This is a genomic window from Micromonospora sp. NPDC049151 (assembly GCF_040648395.1).
Classification (GTDB): Bacteria; Actinomycetota; Actinomycetes; order Mycobacteriales; family Micromonosporaceae; genus Micromonospora.
Genome location: NZ_JBEZDP010000015.1, coordinates 36,077 through 51,416 on the forward strand (window position 1 = coordinate 36,077; position 15,340 = coordinate 51,416).

17 protein-coding genes are annotated in these 15,340 nt (G+C 73.3%); 9 read left to right on the forward strand and 8 right to left on the reverse strand.

Annotated elements, in window-relative coordinates; genetic code table 11:
* Positions 1-48 precede the first annotated feature (48 nt).
* Positions 49-411, forward strand: coding sequence for a DUF742 domain-containing protein (locus tag AB0B20_RS18540; protein WP_030501578.1), 363 nt, complete (start codon positions 49-51; stop codon positions 409-411).
* The gene (locus tag AB0B20_RS18545; protein WP_354870472.1) at positions 392-1,009 is read left to right on the forward strand and encodes an ATP/GTP-binding protein; all 618 of its coding nucleotides are present in this window, start codon (positions 392-394) and stop codon (positions 1,007-1,009) included. The genes AB0B20_RS18540 and AB0B20_RS18545 overlap by 20 nt, the downstream gene beginning before the upstream one ends.
* Before the next feature lie 11 nt (positions 1,010-1,020).
* Here the strand turns inward: AB0B20_RS18545 and AB0B20_RS18550 are convergent, their stop codons facing one another.
* Genes AB0B20_RS18550 through AB0B20_RS18570 form a run of 5 tightly spaced genes read right to left on the reverse strand, consistent with a single transcriptional unit; the run spans position 1,021 to position 8,561 of the window.
* Positions 1,021-2,109, reverse strand: coding sequence for a uroporphyrinogen-III synthase (locus AB0B20_RS18550; protein WP_357389005.1), 1,089 nt, complete (start codon positions 2,107-2,109; stop codon positions 1,021-1,023).
* The gene (gene nirD / locus AB0B20_RS18555) at positions 2,109-2,456 is read right to left on the reverse strand and encodes a nitrite reductase small subunit NirD (protein WP_013288584.1); all 348 of its coding nucleotides are present in this window, start codon (positions 2,454-2,456) and stop codon (positions 2,109-2,111) included. The genes AB0B20_RS18550 and nirD overlap by 1 nt, the downstream gene beginning before the upstream one ends.
* The gene (nirB, locus tag AB0B20_RS18560; RefSeq protein WP_357471915.1) at positions 2,453-4,984 is read right to left on the reverse strand and encodes a nitrite reductase large subunit NirB; all 2,532 of its coding nucleotides are present in this window, start codon (positions 4,982-4,984) and stop codon (positions 2,453-2,455) included. The genes nirD and nirB overlap by 4 nt, the downstream gene beginning before the upstream one ends.
* Positions 4,981-6,453, reverse strand: coding sequence for an FAD-dependent oxidoreductase (locus tag AB0B20_RS18565; RefSeq protein ID WP_357471918.1), 1,473 nt, complete (start codon positions 6,451-6,453; stop codon positions 4,981-4,983). The genes nirB and AB0B20_RS18565 overlap by 4 nt, the downstream gene beginning before the upstream one ends.
* Positions 6,450-8,561: a molybdopterin oxidoreductase family protein gene (locus AB0B20_RS18570; RefSeq protein ID WP_357471921.1), complete on the reverse strand. Its 2,112-nt coding sequence runs from the start codon at positions 8,559-8,561 to the stop codon at positions 6,450-6,452. The genes AB0B20_RS18565 and AB0B20_RS18570 overlap by 4 nt, the downstream gene beginning before the upstream one ends.
* A 146-nt stretch (positions 8,562-8,707) precedes the next feature.
* Here AB0B20_RS18570 and AB0B20_RS18575 point away from each other — a divergent pair, with 146 nt between their 5' ends.
* On the forward strand, positions 8,708-9,418 hold the full coding sequence (locus tag AB0B20_RS18575) for a class I SAM-dependent methyltransferase (protein ID WP_357471924.1): 711 nt from the start codon (positions 8,708-8,710) through the stop codon (positions 9,416-9,418).
* Here AB0B20_RS18575 and AB0B20_RS18580 read toward each other — a convergent pair.
* From AB0B20_RS18580 to AB0B20_RS18590, 3 genes are read right to left on the reverse strand one after another with little or no spacing between them, the layout of a single operon-like run.
* Positions 9,391-9,846: a hypothetical protein gene (locus AB0B20_RS18580; protein ID WP_357471927.1), complete on the reverse strand. Its 456-nt coding sequence runs from the start codon at positions 9,844-9,846 to the stop codon at positions 9,391-9,393. The genes AB0B20_RS18575 and AB0B20_RS18580 overlap by 28 nt on opposite strands.
* Positions 9,847-9,990 (reverse strand): hypothetical protein, encoded by a 144-nt coding sequence (locus AB0B20_RS18585; protein WP_357471930.1) that lies wholly within the window; start codon positions 9,988-9,990, stop codon positions 9,847-9,849.
* Positions 9,991-10,030: 40 nt separating this feature from the next.
* Positions 10,031-10,504, reverse strand: coding sequence for a helix-turn-helix domain-containing protein (locus AB0B20_RS18590; RefSeq protein WP_357471933.1), 474 nt, complete (start codon positions 10,502-10,504; stop codon positions 10,031-10,033).
* 178 nt (positions 10,505-10,682) lie between these two features.
* On the opposite strand from AB0B20_RS18590, the gene AB0B20_RS18595 reads away from it, so the two are divergent.
* From AB0B20_RS18595 to glmM, 6 genes are all read left to right on the forward strand, one after another.
* Positions 10,683-10,940: a DUF6364 family protein gene (locus AB0B20_RS18595; protein WP_357389019.1), complete on the forward strand. Its 258-nt coding sequence runs from the start codon at positions 10,683-10,685 to the stop codon at positions 10,938-10,940.
* Complete coding sequence (locus AB0B20_RS18600) at positions 10,930-11,223, forward strand: type II toxin-antitoxin system PemK/MazF family toxin (RefSeq protein WP_357389021.1); 294 nt, start codon at positions 10,930-10,932, stop codon at positions 11,221-11,223. Before AB0B20_RS18595 ends, AB0B20_RS18600 begins: the two co-directional genes overlap by 11 nt.
* A gap of 122 nt (positions 11,224-11,345) precedes the next feature.
* Complete coding sequence (locus AB0B20_RS18605) at positions 11,346-12,713, forward strand: nitrate/nitrite transporter (RefSeq protein ID WP_357471936.1); 1,368 nt, start codon at positions 11,346-11,348, stop codon at positions 12,711-12,713.
* A 209-nt stretch (positions 12,714-12,922) separates the two neighbouring features.
* Positions 12,923-13,366, forward strand: a complete 444-nt coding sequence (gene rplM / locus AB0B20_RS18610) for a 50S ribosomal protein L13 (RefSeq protein ID WP_354870501.1) — start codon at positions 12,923-12,925, stop codon at positions 13,364-13,366.
* A 20-nt stretch (positions 13,367-13,386) separates the two neighbouring features.
* Positions 13,387-13,851 (forward strand): 30S ribosomal protein S9, encoded by a 465-nt coding sequence (gene rpsI, locus AB0B20_RS18615; protein ID WP_088991922.1) that lies wholly within the window; start codon positions 13,387-13,389, stop codon positions 13,849-13,851.
* Between the two features lie 113 nt (positions 13,852-13,964).
* Positions 13,965-15,320: a phosphoglucosamine mutase gene (gene glmM / locus AB0B20_RS18620; RefSeq protein WP_357471940.1), complete on the forward strand. Its 1,356-nt coding sequence runs from the start codon at positions 13,965-13,967 to the stop codon at positions 15,318-15,320.
* Positions 15,321-15,340: the final 20 nt, after the last annotated feature.

The following is a 15,340-nucleotide window of genomic DNA, read 5'->3' on the forward strand; positions in this document are numbered from 1 at the left end:
TGACGACCGGAGCCGGTGCGGCTCCGTACGAGGGGAGGTGATCGCGAATTGGAACCGCGACGTGATCCACGTGGCGCGCTGGTAAGGCCGTACGCGGTCACCCGGGGCCGCACCGAGCCGTTGCAGAACATCGCGCTCGAAGCGGTGCTGTCGAGCACGCCGACGCAGTCGGCCGAGGCGCGCTTCGCCGGGCACGACAAGTACCGCATCTCCTCGGTCTGTGAGGGCCGGGCGCAGTCGCTTGCGGAAATCGCCGCTTACACCCGGATGCCGCTGGGCGTCACCCGGGTGCTGGTCGCCGACATGGTGGCCGAGGGCCTGCTGACGCTACACACTGCCGCTCCCGCGACGGGTTTCGCGGCGCGGATGAACCTGCTTGGAAGGGTGCTAAGTGGACTTCGCGAACTATGACCCCGACGGGGTGAACCGCGGCCGGGAGATCATCTCCGCGAAGATCGTGATCGCGGGTGGCTTCGGCGTGGGAAAGACCACGCTCGTCGGGGCGATCTCCGAGATCCAGCCGCTGACCACCGAGGCGTTGATGACCGCGGCCGGCGTGGGCATCGACGACGCGTCGAAGGTGCCGGGCAAGGAGACCACAACGGTCGCCATGGACTTCGGCCGTATCACAATGGCCGAGGACCTGATCCTCTATCTGTTCGGCACGCCCGGCCAGACGCGCTTCTGGTTCATGTGGGACGAGATCATCAGGGGCGCGGTGGGCGCGGCGGTGCTCGTGGACACCCGCCGGATCACCGACGCGTTCGCGCCGCTGGACTACTTCGAGAACCGCAAGCTGCCGTACGTCGTGGCGTTGAACCGCTTCGAAGACGCGCCGCACTACGAGCTGGAGGAGATCCGGGAGGCGCTCGCCATCTCCCCGGACGTGCCGATGGTGCTGTGCGACGCCCGGCGGCGCGACTCGGTCAAGCAGGTGCTGGTGACTGTGGTCGAGCACGCCATGCTCCGCCTCCAGGCCGAGCACGGCTACCCGGCCTCGGTGGGCTGACCGCCTGCGGGTCAGTCGACCCGCAGGCGGTAGCCCCGCTTGACCACCGTCTGCACCACGCGGGGCGCCTTCAGGCCGGCCCGCAGGCGGGCGACAGCCATCTCCACGGCGTGCTCGTCGGCGCCGCGCGGCAGCGTACGCAGCAGCGCGGTGCGGGAGAGCACCTTCCCGGGCGAGGCGGCGAGCGCCCGCAGCACCGCCATCGGGGCCGGCGCCAGCTGGCGCAGTTCCCCGTCCACCACAGCGGCGTGCCCGCGCAGCGTCAGCACGTGCCCGGCCGCCTTCACCGAGACGGTACGCCGGGGCAGCTCCTCGACGATGGTGCGCACGAGCGCGCCCAGCCGGGCCCGGCTGGGCGCGCTCACCGGCACGCCGCGCCGTACCAGCGGCTCGGCGGTGACAGTGCCGACGCATCCGGCCAGCACGTCGCCGCGCAGCGCCTCCAGCACCGTCTCGGTACGGTCCCCGGCCGCCCGCAGCAGCGCCTCGGCCGCCGGGGCCGAGGTGAACGTGACCGCGTCGACGAGCCGCCCGGCCACCAGGTCGATGAGCCGGTGCAGCGGCGCCGGGTCGGCCGGCGGCGCCCACCGGTAGACCGGCACCTCGATCACCGTGGCCCCGGCCGCCACCAGCGCGTCGGCGCACTCGGGCTGCCGCTCGCCGTGCAGTTGCATCGCCACGACCTGGCCGGCCACACCGCGCCGGACCAGATGCTCGATCACCTCGTCGCAGCTCTCCGACTCCGGGGACCAGTGCTCGCGCAGCCCGGCGGCGCGGATCGCCCCGGTCGCCTTCGGACCCCGGGACACCACGTACGCCCCGGCGAGCGTGGTGCGCAGCGGCTCGGCCAGCCCCCAGCCCTCGGCCGCCTCCAGCCAGCCGCGCATGCCGATGCCGGTGTTCGCCATCAGCACGTCCGGCGGGTGTTCCAGGCAGGCCCGGGTGGCCTCACGCAGGTCGCTGTCGTCGGCCAGCGGGACGATCCGCAGCGCCGGGGCGAGCACCACCCGCGCCCCACGCCGCTGGAACAGCGCGGCGAGTTCGTCGCGCCGCCGGTCGGCGGTGACCCCGATGGTGAAGCCGGCCAGCTCGTCCCGCATCATTCCTCCTGCCGTAACCGCACCTCGACCAGGCCGTCCCGGCAGCGCACCGGATGCCGGCGCAGCGTCACTCCCGGAAGGTCCAGGCACCGCCCCGTGGTGAGGTCGTAGACCTGCTTGTGCAGCGGCGAGGCGAGCGTGGGCACCCCGCCCCGGCTGCCGACCAGCCCCCGGGACATGACGTACGCGCCGCCGACCGGGTCGAGGTTGTCCACCGCGTACAGCCCGTTGGCGGTGCGGAAGACGGCCACCTGGACGCCGTCGACGAGCGCGGCCACACCCCGGTCGGGGTCGAGCCGGTCCAGCGGGCAGACCGGTGTCCAGTCCAGCGTGACCACGGGGCTCATCGGCGTACCTCCGGCAGGCCCAGAACGACGGGCTGGCGGCGGTGTCCGCCGTCCGGGGGCGCGCCCCGGGCCGGCACCGGCTGGCCCCGCTCCTGGGTGAACGTGATGGACGGGTCGGGCACGTCTGGCGCGTTGACGAAGGAGGTGAAGCGGCGCAGCCGGTCCGGGTCCTCCAGGACGTCGCGCCACTCGTCGGAGTAGCTCGTGACGTGCCGGGCCATCGCCGCGTCGAGGTCGGCGCAGAGGCCGAGCGAGTCGTCCACGATCACCGACCGGAGGTGGTCCAGGCCGCCGTCCATCGCCTCGATCCAGGCGGCGGTGCGCTGCAACCGGTCGGCGGTGCGGATGTAGTACATGAGGAACCTGTCGATCAGGGTGACCAGCTCGGCTGTGCTCAGGTCGGTGGCGAACAGGTCGGCGTGCCGGGGCCGGAAACCGCCGTTGCCGCCGACGTACAGGTTCCAGCCGGTCTCGGTGGCGATGATCCCGAAGTCCTTGCTCCGGGCCTCGGCGCACTCCCGGGCGCAGCCCGAGACCGCCGACTTGAGCTTGTGCGGCGCGCGCAGCCCTCGGTAGCGCAGCTCCAGCGCCACCGCGAGCCCGACCGAGTCCTGCACCCCGTAGCGGCACCAGGTGTCGCCCACGCACGACTTCACCGTGCGCAGCGCCTTGCCGTACGCGTGGCCCGACTCGAAGCCCGCGTCGACCAGCCGCCGCCAGATCTGCGGCAGCTGGTCGACCCGCGCGCCGAACAGGTCGATCCGCTGCCCGCCGGTGATCTTCGTGTACAGCCGGAAGTCGCGCGCCACCTCACCGATCGCGATCAGCTTCTCCGGGGTGATCTCGCCGCCGGGTATCCGGGGCACCACCGAGTAGCTGCCGTCGCGTTGCAGGTTGGCCAGGAAGTGGTCGTTCGTGTCCTGAAGCGACGCCCGCTCACCGTCGAGCACGTGCCCGGTGCCCAGCGACGCCAGGATCGAGGCCACCACCGGCTTGCAGATGTCGCATCCGCTTCCGCGCCCGTGCTCGGCGACGAGCCGGGAGAACGTGCCGATGCCGCGTACCCGGATCAGGTCGAACAGCTCCTGCCGGCTGTGGTCGAAGTGCTCGCACAACGCCGTGGACTGGCGCACCCCGGCGGCGTCCAGCAACTGCTTCAGCATCGGCACGCAGGAGCCGCAGCTCGTACCGGCCCGGGTGCACGCCTTCAGCGCCGGCACGTCGGTCGCCCCGCCGGCGATCGCCGCGTCCAGGTCGGCGCGGGTCACCGCGTTGCAGGAGCAGACCTGCGCGGTGGCGGGCAACGCGCCCGCACCGGCGCCCGCGCCGCCGGCCGGCGCCAGCAACGCCAGCGGGGGAGCGGGCAGCGGCCCGCCCACACTGGCGCGCAACGCCGGGTACGCGCTCGCGTCCCCGACCAGCACGCCGCCGAGCAGAGTCCGCGCGTCGTCGGAGAGGACCAGCTTCGCGTACGACCGGGTGGCCGGGTCGGTGAACGTCACGTCGAGACAGCCCGGGGTGACGCCGTGCGCGTCACCGAACGAGGCCACGTCCACGCCGAGCAGCTTGAGTTTCGTCGCGGTGTCCGCGCCGGGGAAGGTGGCCGCGCCGCCGAGCAGCCGGTCCGCGACCACCTCGGCGGTGGCGTACCCGGGCGCGACCAGGCCGTGGCAGACCCCGTCGACAGCCGCGCACTCGCCGACCGCCCAGATCCGTTCGTCGGCGGTCCGGCAGGCCGGGTCCACCAGCACGCCGCCGCGCGGGCCGAGCGGCAGCCCGGCCGCGCGGGCCAGCTCGTCCCGGGGCCGGATCCCGGCGGCCACCACCACCAGGTCCGCGTCGACGGTGCGGCCGTCGGCCAGGTCGAGCGCGGTCACCGTGCCGTCCGGCCCGGAACGCAGGGCCGTGGTGGCCACCCCGAGGTACGGCGTGACGCCCAGCTCCTCCACGTACCGCCGGAGCATCGCCCCGCCCGCCTCGTCCACCTGCACCGGCATGAGCCGGGGCGCGAACTCGACAACGCTCGTGGCGAGCCCGAGCAGCCGCAGCGCGTTCGCCGCCTCCAGCCCGAGCAGCCCGCCGCCGATCACCGCGCCGGTGCGGCGGCCCCGGGCGTGCTCCCGGATCGCGGCCAGGTCGTCAAGCGTCCGATAGACGAAGACGCCGGGCAGATCAGTGCCGTCGACCGGCGGCACGAACGCGTACGAGCCGGTGGCCAGCACCAGCGCGTCGTACGGGTACGCACCGGCCGCGGTGGTCACCACCCGCCGCGCCCGGTCGACGCCGGTGGCCGGCTCACCCAGGCGCAGGTCCACACCGGCGTCGGGGGTGTGCAGGTTCAGCTCGTCGGCGTCCACCCCGTCGAAGACGGCGGAGAGCCGCACCCGGTCGTACGCCGGACGCCGTTCCTCGGCCAGGACCGTGACATGCCACCGCCCGTCGGTGTCCCGGGCCCGCAGCGCCTCGACGAAGCGCTGCCCCACCATGCCGTTCCCGACGACGACCAGCTCCCTGATCGGCTCGCTCATGACGCCACCTCCACCGTCTCGCGTTCCTCGTCGGTCGTCAGCGGGTCGGCCTCGGCGAGCCAGGCGGCGATGCCGGCCACCGCCTCCCGGCAACTGCCGCAGCCGGTGGCGGCCCGGGTCGCCGTGGACAGCGCCGCCGCCGTCCGGGCGCCCGCCCGCCAGCACGCCACCAGCGCGCCCTTGCTCACGTCGTTGCACCGGCACACGGTCGCGGCGTCCGGCATCAGCGCCGGCGACGCGGCCGGCTCGGCCGGTGCGTCACCGAACGTCCGGCCGAGCAGCAGCGAACGCCGGTCCGCCGGCACCGGCGCGCCCCTGTCGAACAGCTGCACCACGGTGCCGACCGCCGGGTTGTCGCCGAGCAGGATCGCGCCGGTCAGCCGCTCGTCCCGGATGCGCAGCCGGGCGTACGTGCCCCGGGCCGGGTCGGCGAAGGTCAGCTCCTCGACCGGGCCGCCCGGGTCGCCGGGCCCGGCCACGTCGCCCATCGCGGCCAGGTCGATGCCGGCTGCCTTGAGCCGGGTCACCGCCGGCCGGGGCCGGTAGCGGGCCAGCGGATCGGCGCCGGTCAGCACGTCGGCCACCACCCGGGCCTGAGCCCAGGCCGGCGCGACGAGCCCGGTCAGCGTCCCGTCGTGCTGGGCGCAGTCGCCGATCGCGGAGATGTGTCTGTCGCTGGTACGCATCCGGTCGTCCACCACCACACCCCGGTCGACGGCGAGCCCGGCCGCCGCGGCGAGCGCGGTGTCGGGGCGTACCCCGCAGCAGAGCACCAGCAGGTCGGCGTCGAGCGGTTCGGCGTCGGCCAGGTGCAGGCGGACGCCGTCGGTGCCGGCGCTCACGGCGGTCGCCGGTGCCCCGAGCCGGGACCGGACGCCCAGGCCGGCGAGCGTGCCCGCGAGGACCGCGCCGGCCAGCGGGTCGAGCTGGCGTTCCATCAGGTGCCCGACCGGGTGGACCACAGTCACGTCGAGCCCCCGGGCGGCCAGCCCACGGGCCGCCTCCAGACCCAGCAGCCCGCCGCCGAGCACGATCACGCGCCGCGCGCCCTCGGCGGCGGCGAGGATCCGCCGGCAGTCGCCGAGCGTGCGGAACGGGACGACCCGCTCGGGCAGCGGGGCGAGGCCCGGCAGCGGTGGCACGACGGCCCGGCTGCCGGTGGCGAGCACCAGGTGGTCGTACCCGTGCCGGTCGCCGTCGGCGGTGACCACCTCGCGGGCGGCCCGGTCCACGGCGGTGACGGCCGCGCCGGTGCGGACCTCGACGCCCGGCCCGACGGCTTCGACAAGCTCCACGTCCGGCTCGCCGATGCGCCCGGCGAGCAGCGTGGAGAGCATGATCCGGTTGTACGCGCGGTGCGGCTCCGCCCCGAGCACGGTGATCCGCCGGTCCCCGCCGCGTGCGTGCAGCTCGGCGGCGAGCCGGGCGCCGGCCATGCCGTAGCCGACGACGACTATGCGCTCGTTCATGCCGGCTCCACCCGGACCGCGCAGACCTTGAACTCGGGCATCCCGGAGACCGGGTCGAGCGCGTCGTTCGTGACCGAGTTGGCGCGTTGCGCGCCGGGCCAGTGGAACGGCGCGAAGACGGTGTCCGGCCGGATCGCCGTGCTGAGCCGGGCCGGTGCGCGCAGCTCGCCCCGGCGGGAGACCACCCGTACCGGCGCCCCCTCGGTCACGCCGATCCGGGCCGCCAGGTCCGGGTGCAGCTCGACGAAGCCGCCGGGCGCGGCGCGGCGCAGCGCGGCCACCCGCCGGGTCTGCGCGCCGGACTGGTACTGAGCCAGCACCCGGCCGGTGGTGAAGTGCAGCGGGTAGTCGGCGCAGACCGGCTCGGCGGCCGGCCGGTGGGTCACCGGATGGAACCGGGCCCGGCCGTCGGGGGTGGGGAAGCGGTGGGCGAACAGCCGGGGCGTGTCCGGGCCGTCCCGGTCCGGGCAGGGCCAGAAGACGCCGGTGTCGGCGTCGATCCGGTCCCAGGTGATCCCGGCGTAGTCGGCCGGCCCGCCGGCCGAGGCCCGACCCAGCTCCGCGAAGACCTCGCGGGGGTCGGCCGGCAGCGGCGTACCGCCCTCGGTCAGCCGTCCGGCGAGCGCGGCGAGGATCGCCAGCTCGGTACGGACTCCGGCGGGTGGTTCGCGCAGCGCCCGGCGGCGCAGTACCCGGCCCTCCAGGTTGGTCATCGTCCCGTTTTCCTCGGCCCACTGGGCGACCGGCAGCACCACGTCGGCCAGCTCGGCCGTCTCGGAGCGGACGAAGTCCGCCACCACCAGCAGGTCCAGGGCGCGCAGCCGGGACTCGACCCGGGCGGCGCGGGGCGCTGACACGACCGGGTTGGACCCGAAGACAAGCAGCGCCCGCGCGCCGGACGGCGTGCCGAGCGCGTCCAGGAGCTGGTACGCCGGCACCCCCGGCCCGGGTAGCGCGTCCGGTTCGACGCCCCACACCCCGGCGACGTGCGCACGGGCCGCCGGGTCGTCGATGCGCCGGTAGCCGGGGAGCTGGTCGGACTTCTGCCCGTGTTCCCGGCCGCCCTGCCCGTTGCCCTGCCCGGTCAGGCAGCCGTAGCCGGAGCCGGGGCGGCCGGGCAGGCCCAGGGCGAGCGCCAGGTTGATGAAGGCGGTCACCGTGTCGACGCCCTTGGCGTGCTGCTCGGCGCCCCGCGCGGTGAGAATGACCGCGCGATCCACTGTGGCCAGCGCGCGGGCTGTCGCGTACAGGTCGGCCACCGGCACGCCGGAGAGCCGTTCCACCTCCGCCGGCCAGTAGCCGGCCACCGTCCGCCGTACCTCGTCGAAGCCGGCGGTCCGCTCCGCCACGTATGCCCGGTCCAGCCAGCCCTCGGTGAGCGCGATGTGCAGCAGCGCGTTCGCCACCGCCAGGTCGGTGCCGGGCAGGGGTTGCAGGTGCAGGTCGGCCTGCCGGGCCGTGGCGGTGGCGCGGGGGTCGACCACGATCACCCGGCCGCCGCGTTCCCGCAGGTCGGCGACGTGCCGCATCAGCGGCGGCATGGTCTCGGCCGGGTTCGCGCCGACGAGCAGCAGCGTGTCCGCGTGCCCCAGGTCGGCGAGCGGGAACGGCAGTCCACGGTCGACCCCGAAGGCCCGGTTGCCGGCCGCGGCGGCCGACGACATGCACCAGCGTCCGTTGTAGTCGATGTGCCGGGTCCGCAGTGTCACCCGGGCGAAGCGGCCCAGCGCGTACGCCTTCTCGTTTGTGAGGCCGCCGCCGCCGAAGACGGCGACCGCGTCCGGCCCGTGGCGGTGCTGCACGTCCCGGATCCCGGCGGCGACGCGGTCGAGTGCCTCGTGCCAGGTCGCCGGGCGCAGCTCGCCGCCGGGCCGGTCGCGCAGCAGCGGGGTGGTGAGCCGGTCCGGGTGGTCGAGCAGGTCGGCAGCGGTCCAGCCCTTCTGGCACAGGCCGCCGCGGTTGGTGGGGAAGTCACGGGCGCCTACCTCGACGCCGTCGCCGGTGGCGCGCAGGATCATGCCGCACTGCAGGGCGCAGTACGGGCAGTGCGTGGCAATCTCGACGGAGCGTTGCTCCGCTCGCGTCGCCGTGCGTGCACCGTCTGTCATGTCGGAAAAGCGTGCCGTCGGGCGGTTTCCGGTCCGGGTCTGCTCTGTTTCGGTCCTGTCACGAGCGCTTCACACCGCACGCACGTGACGGGACGGCCCGCAAGGCCTAGAATGTGGGACAACAATCTCATATTTCGGGAGGCATCATGAGCGTGACGGACGCGTTCGACGCGGTGGCCGGCACCTACGACCAGGCTCGACGTCGCCTGGTGCCCTGCTTCGACGCCTTCTACGGCACCGCCGTCGAGGTGGCCGCGCCGCCGCTGCGCGCCGCGCTCGCCGCCGGGCGTACCCCCGAGGTGCTGGACCTGGGCGCGGGCACCGGCCTGCTGTCCCTGCTGCTGGCCGCGGCCGTCCCCGGCGTCCGCCTGACGCTCGTGGACGGCGCCCCCGGCATGCTCGCCGTGGCCGCCGGGCACCTGGGCGAACGCGGCGTGCCCCATCGCACGGTCCACGCCGACCTGGCCGACCCGCTGCCCGCCGGGCGGTACGACGCGGTGGTGTCCGCGCTGGCCATCCACCACCTCGACGACGAGGGCAAGCGGGCGCTGTACCGGCGGGCCGCCGACGCGCTGGTCCCGGGCGGGGTGTTCGTCAACGCCGAGCAGGTGGCCGGGCCGACCCCGGCGCTGGACCGCCGCTACGACGAGGTGTGGACGGCGCGGATCACCGAGCTGGGCTCCGACGCCGAGGAGATCGCCGGCGCCCGGGAGCGGATGCGGCACGACCGGCCGGCCACGGTGGCAGACCAGTGCCGGTGGCTGGCCGAGGCGGGCCTGGCGGACGTGGACTGCTTCTTCAAGGAGTGGCGTTTCGCGGTCTTCGGCGGTCAGCGGCCGGACGGATCGGCGAGGTGATTCTCAAGCCGCTCGGCGAGCCGGGGTGCGCCGGCCTTCCGTAGGTGGGCGAGCAATTCGATCGCATCCTTGTCCTCGGCGACCAGGCTGCGCCGGTAGTAGTCGATCTGCCGCGCCAACGTCCTCATGACCAGAGGCATCGAACGGTCGGCCGCCCAGTTGAGGAACTCGTCGCCGGTGCGGACCGACAGCGATTCCCGTACGCATTCCGGCGGAAAGGCGCGCCGGTCGTCGGTCATCAGGATGTCGGCGCGGCCGTGGACGGCGGCGGCCAGTACGTGCCGGTCGTCCGGGTCCGGTGGGCACGGGACGTCGTGCGGCGAATAGCCGGTGACGAGGCCGTACGGAAACGCCTGGACGAACCTGCGGCGCTGCCCGCCGATTGCCTGTTCGGAATGCTCGGGTCGCTTCCGGCGCAGGCGATACATTCATTCCGACAGGACGTCCTCGCTGTACCGGAGGTCGAAGACGGTGCAGTCGCCTTCGAGCGCGAGAAGACTGATCCAGTCGCGAAGGGTCCTGGAATAGAGAACGTTCGCATCCAGGAACACCAGTGAGGCACTGGGGATCACAGTGGACACCCTACCCAGCGCCTCCTGGCCGGGGCCGGAACTACACGTCGTCGGTGAAACCCAGCGCGTCGGACTCCCACATCAGCGCCTCGTACGACTTCCGTCGCTCGTCCATCTGCCGTTGCCGGAATGCGAGGACGTCGCGGAGGAAGAGACGCCGGTGGCTGCCGACCCGGTGGGACGCGACCGCCCCGTTCTCCAGGAGGCGGACGAGCGTGGGGCGGGACATGCCGAGCAGCTTCGCCGCCTCGGTCGTCGTCAGTTCGCGGGAGACCGCGCTGATCGCGACGCCGTCGCCGCGGGCGAGCATCGCCGAGATCTGACGGAGAACGTCGAACATCTGCGCGGGAACCTCGACCTCGTCACCGTTCGCGGAGACGAGGCGGGCGGCGCCCGCGTCCGCGCCTGCGGCGAGGGGGTGCCGCACGAGGAACTCCTCCATGGCGGCCGCCTTCTGGCGCTCCACTCCCTCGGTGGGCATGACCGAGGCGGCCATGCCGGTGCTGAGGCTCATGACGGCTCCTTGTGGCAGATGCGGCTTGCGTCGTCCCAACCGTTCGGACCTGGTCCATCGTCGCCCTCAAGTGCAATATCCGCAACTGGCTTCGTTTGTTTCACCTGCTGGTGTCCGATTCAGCGATCGGCGGGCACGAGGATGACTGGCGGTCATACCGCTGGGTAGTCTTCCTGGCATGACCGCCAAGGTGACCCTGTCGTTCTCCGACGAGACGATCGAGGAGGCGCGCCGGTTCGCCAAGCGGGAAGGGCTCTCCCTCTCCGCCTGGATGGACCAGGCTGCCCGGGAGAAGGCGTTGCGCGAGGTCTTCACCGCGCACGCCGACGCGGTCGGCCGTGCCGGCTTCGACCTGGAGGCCGCCGCCCTGGCCGACGCCCAGGAGGCCGCGCTCGTCGACGACGCCCTCTTCGGCGGGCGCCCGCGTGCTGCGTAGGGGTGAGGTCTGGCGCATCTCCGGCGCCCGGGAACGCTTCGGTCTGGTGATCAGCTCGGACGTCTACAACGCCACGGCGGTGCCCATCGTGATCGTGGCCGAGGTGGTCGAGGAGACGCTGCTGCGCGACTCGCCGCTCGCCGTGCGGATGGGCGCGTACGTGGTGATGCCCGATCGGATCTCCTCACCGATGAAGAAGTGGTTCGCCGAGTGCGTGGACGTGGCCGACACCGAGACCATGCAGCGGGTCGGCCGGGCGCTGCGGATCCTCCAGGAGCTGTGACCGTCTCACCGGCGCTGTCCGGCGGACGTGCGGTCTCCGTTGCCGGGCCGACGCGCGCGGGGCACGCCGGGGAAATCAGCGGCTGAGAGCGTCGCCTCGTCGTCGACGAGGAGGAGTCGCCCGTGAGCACGCTCGTTTCCGCACCCACCACGCCGCCGGCCACCGACGCCGGCCGGCTCACCGAATGGCGGCCGGAGGACCGGGCGTTCTGGGCCGCCGGTGGCGCCCGGGTGGCGCGGCGCAACCTGTACGTCTCGATCTTCGCCGAGCACGTCGGCTTCTCGGTGTGGAGCCTCTGGTCGGTCATGGTGCTGTTCCTCGGCCCCGGGTACGGCATCGATCCGGCCGGGAAGTTCCTGCTCACCGCCGTGCCGGCCGCGTTGGGGGCGGTGCTGCGGCTGCCGTACACGCTGGCCGTGGCGCGCTTCGGCGGCCGGAACTGGACCATCGTGAGCGCCCTGCTGCTGCTGGTGCCGGCGGTGCCGATGGCACTGCTGATCGAGCCCGGGGTGTCGTACACCACGCTGATGGTGCTCGCCTGCCTGTCCGGCGTCGGCGGCGGCAACTTCGCCTCGTCGATGGCGAACATCAACCTCTTCTTCCCGGAGCGGCTCAAGGGCCGGGCGCTGGGGCTCAACGCCGGTGGCGGCAACCTGGGCGTACCGGCGGTGCAACTGGTGGGGCTGGCGGTGCTGGCGACCGCCGGCGCCGCGTACCCCCGGCTCGTGCCGGCGGTCTACCTGCCGCTGATCGTGCTCGCCGCGCTGGCCGCGGCCCGGTGGCTGGACAACGTGCCGGGGGCGCGCAACGAGCCGGGCGCGCTGCGCGCGGCGGCCCGCGAGCCGCACACCTGGGTGATGTCGCTGCTCTACGTCGGCACGTTCGGCTCGTTCATCGGCTTCGGGTTCGCCTTCGGCCAGGTGCTCCAGCTCCAGTTCCACGACCGGTTCCCGACGCCGGTGGACGCGGCCTGGCTGACCTTCCTCGGGCCGCTGATCGGCTCGCTGATCCGGCCGGTGGGCGGCCAGCTCGCCGACCGGCTGGGCGGGGCCCGCGTCACGTTCTGGAACTTCGTGGCGATGGCCGCCGGTGCCGGACTGGTGCTGTACGCCGCCCGGGACCGGTCGTTCCCGCTCTACCTGGCCGGGTTCCTGGCGCTGTTCGTGTTCTCCGGGATCGGCAACGGCTCGACGTACAAGATGATCCCGGCGATCTTCCGGGCCCGGGCCGTCGCGGAGGGTGAGCTGACCGGCGACCCGGAGGCGGCGCAGCGGCGGGCCCGGCGGCTGGCCGGCGCGGTGATCGGCATCGCCGGTGCGGTCGGCGCCTCCGGCGGGGTGCTGGTGAACGTGGCGTTCCGGCAGTCGTTCCTGACCTCCGGCACCGCCGACGCCGCCTACCTGGCGTTCATCGGCTGGTACGCGCTCTGCTTCCTGGTGACCTGGGTGGTCTACCTGCGTCCCGGGTCGCGTACGCTGGCCGGCGTGTGACCTGTGCCATGACGGACCCGCAGGCCACGCACGGCGCGACCCCGTTTTGACCTGCCGCCGGGCGGCCGGGTATCGTTGCCTGCTGTTGTACGACATTCTTAGGCGTGCCGCATCAGGTACGCTTGGTCGTTCGTGCGCGCTGGTCCGGCTGGGAACTCCTGGTCACCTCGGCGCGCGACCCCAGACCGACGACGAGACAAGGTAGACCTGTGCGTACGTACAGCCCGAAGCCGGGTGAGATCGAGCGTCAGTGGCACGTCATCGACGCCTCTGATGTCGTGCTGGGCCGCCTGGCGACCCACGCCGCCACGCTCCTGCGTGGCAAGCACAAGCCGACTTTCGCGCCGCACGTCGACACGGGCGACTTCGTCGTCATCGTGAACGCGGGCAAGGTCGCGCTGACCGGCAACAAGCGCCAGACCAAGGTCGCTTACCGCCACTCCGGTTACCCGGGTGGCCTGAAGCGGGTCGGCTACGACGAGCTGCTGACCAAGCGGCCCGAGCGGGCCATCGAGCTGGCCGTGAAGGGCATGCTTCCGCACAACAAGCTGGGCCGTCAGCTCATCAAGAAGCTGAAGGTCTACGCCGGTGCCGAGCACCCGCACACCGCGCAGCAGCCGGTGCCGTTCGAGATCAAGCAGATCGCGCAGTGAGCGCGGGCGAAGGAAGCAGCATGACCGACATCACCGCCACCGAGGTCGCCCCCGAGGCCACCGAGGCGCCGGCGCCCGTCGCGCGCGCGCCCCGTGGTGACCGCCCGATCCAGACCGTGGGTCGGCGCAAGGAAGCCATCGTCCGGGTCCGGATCGTCCCGGGCAGCGGCAAGATCACCTGCAACGGCCGCGACCTCGAGGCCTACTTCCCGAGCAAGGTGCACCAGCAGCTCATCAAGGACCCGCTGGTCACCGCCGAGAAGCCCGAGGCGTTCGACGTGATCGCCAACCTGCGTGGCGGCGGCACCACCGGCCAGGCCGGCGCGCTGCGGCTCGCCATCGCCCGGGCGCTGATCGTCAGCGAGCCCGACGACCGCCCGGCCCTGAAGAAGGCCGGCTTCCTGACCCGTGACGCCCGGGTCAAGGAGAGCAAGAAGTACGGCCTCAAGAAGGCCCGTAAGGCTCCTCAGTACTCGAAGCGCTGATCACAAGCGTCTTGTACTTCTGACGGACGGCCGGTTCGCCTCCCCTTCCCGGGAGGCGGACCGGCCGTTCCGCGTTTCTCCTCTCATCGGCAGTTCCACGGAGGTTGGCGGGTATGGGCCGGTTGTTCGGCACGGACGGCGTACGCGGGCGGGCGAACGCGGATCTCACCCCGGAGTTGGCGCTGGCGGTCGCGGTCGCCGCGGCCCACACGCTGGCCGAGACCGACAAGAGCCATCCGCCACTCGCGGTGGTCGGCCGGGACACCCGGGCCAGCGGCGAGATGCTGGAGGCGGCGGTGGTCGCCGGGCTCACCAGCGCCGGCGCCAACGTGGTCCGGGTCGGCGTGCTGCCCACCCCGGCGGTGGCGTTCCTCACCGCCGAGATCAAGGCCGACCTGGGCGTGATGCTCTCCGCATCGCACAACCCGATGCCGGACAACGGCATCAAGCTCTTCGCCGCCGGCGGCCACAAGCTGCCCGACGAGATCGAGATGCGGATCGAGGAGGCGGTGAAGGCGAACGCCACCACCGCCTGGAAGCGCCCGATCGGCGCCGGCGTGGGCCGGGTCAACGACCTGCTCGACGGCGCCGACCACTACGTGCAGCACCTGGTCGGCACCGTGCCGCACCGCCTCGACGGGATCAAGGTCGTGGTGGACTGCGCCAACGGCGCGGCGGCCGACGTCGCCCCGGTCGCCTACCAGGAGGCCGGCGCCGAGGTGATCGCCATCCACGCCGAGCCGGACGGGCTCAACATCAACGACGAGTGCGGTTCCAACCACATCGACGCGCTGCGCGCCGCCGTGGTCGAGCACGGCGCGCACCTCGGCATCGCCCACGACGGCGACGCCGACCGTTGCGTCGCGGTCACCGCCGACGGGGACGAGGTCGACGGCGACCAGGTCATGGCGATCCTCGCGCTGGCCATGCGGGACGCCGGCGAACTGACCCAGGACACCCTGGTCGCCACCGTGATGAGCAACCTCGGCCTGCGGCTCGCCATGTCCGAGCACGGCATCCGGCTGGTCGAGACGAAGGTCGGCGACCGGTACGTGCTGGAGGAGCTGCGCGCCTCCGGCCTGGCGCTCGGCGGCGAGCAGAGCGGCCACATCGTGCTGCCCGCGTACGCCACCACCGGCGACGGCGTGCTGACCGGCCTGCACCTGATGGCGCGGATGGCCGCCACCGGCACCTCGCTGGCCGAGCTGGCCTCGGTGGTCACCAAGCTGCCCCAGGTGCTGATCAACGTGCCGGTCGGCGACCGTACCGTCGGTGCCGCCGCGCCCGCCGTCCGGGCCGAGGTGGAGCGCGCCGAGGCGGAGCTGGGCGAGACCGGCCGGGTGCTGCTGCGCCCCTCCGGCACCGAACCGCTGGTGCGGGTCATGGTCGAGGCGGCCACCGAGGACACCGCGCGCGAGGTCGCCGAGCGCATCGCCGAGCAGGTCCGCACCGCCAGCCCGGTCGCCTGAACCACGCCGCCCGCCGAGGC

Coding starts and splice junctions, on each gene's coding strand:
- AB0B20_RS18550 (WP_357389005.1), bottom strand. CDS start 2,109: ATGCGGGACGAGCTGGCCGGCTTCACCATCGGGGTCACCGCCGACCGG.
- nirD (WP_013288584.1), bottom strand. CDS start 2,456: ATGAGCCCCGTGGTCACGCTGGACTGGACACCGGTCTGCCCGCTGGAC.
- nirB (WP_357471915.1), bottom strand. CDS start 4,984: ATGAGCGAGCCGATCAGGGAGCTGGTCGTCGTCGGGAACGGCATGGTG.
- AB0B20_RS18565 (WP_357471918.1), bottom strand. CDS start 6,453: ATGAACGAGCGCATAGTCGTCGTCGGCTACGGCATGGCCGGCGCCCGG.
- AB0B20_RS18570 (WP_357471921.1), bottom strand. CDS start 8,561: ATGACAGACGGTGCACGCACGGCGACGCGAGCGGAGCAACGCTCCGTC.
- AB0B20_RS18575 (WP_357471924.1), top strand. CDS start 8,708: ATGAGCGTGACGGACGCGTTCGACGCGGTGGCCGGCACCTACGACCAG.
- AB0B20_RS18580 (WP_357471927.1), bottom strand. CDS start 9,846: ATGTATCGCCTGCGCCGGAAGCGACCCGAGCATTCCGAACAGGCAATC.
- AB0B20_RS18590 (WP_357471933.1), bottom strand. CDS start 10,504: ATGAGCCTCAGCACCGGCATGGCCGCCTCGGTCATGCCCACCGAGGGA.
- AB0B20_RS18595 (WP_357389019.1), top strand. CDS start 10,683: ATGACCGCCAAGGTGACCCTGTCGTTCTCCGACGAGACGATCGAGGAG.
- rpsI (WP_088991922.1), top strand. CDS start 13,387: ATGACCGACATCACCGCCACCGAGGTCGCCCCCGAGGCCACCGAGGCG.
- glmM (WP_357471940.1), top strand. CDS start 13,965: ATGGGCCGGTTGTTCGGCACGGACGGCGTACGCGGGCGGGCGAACGCG.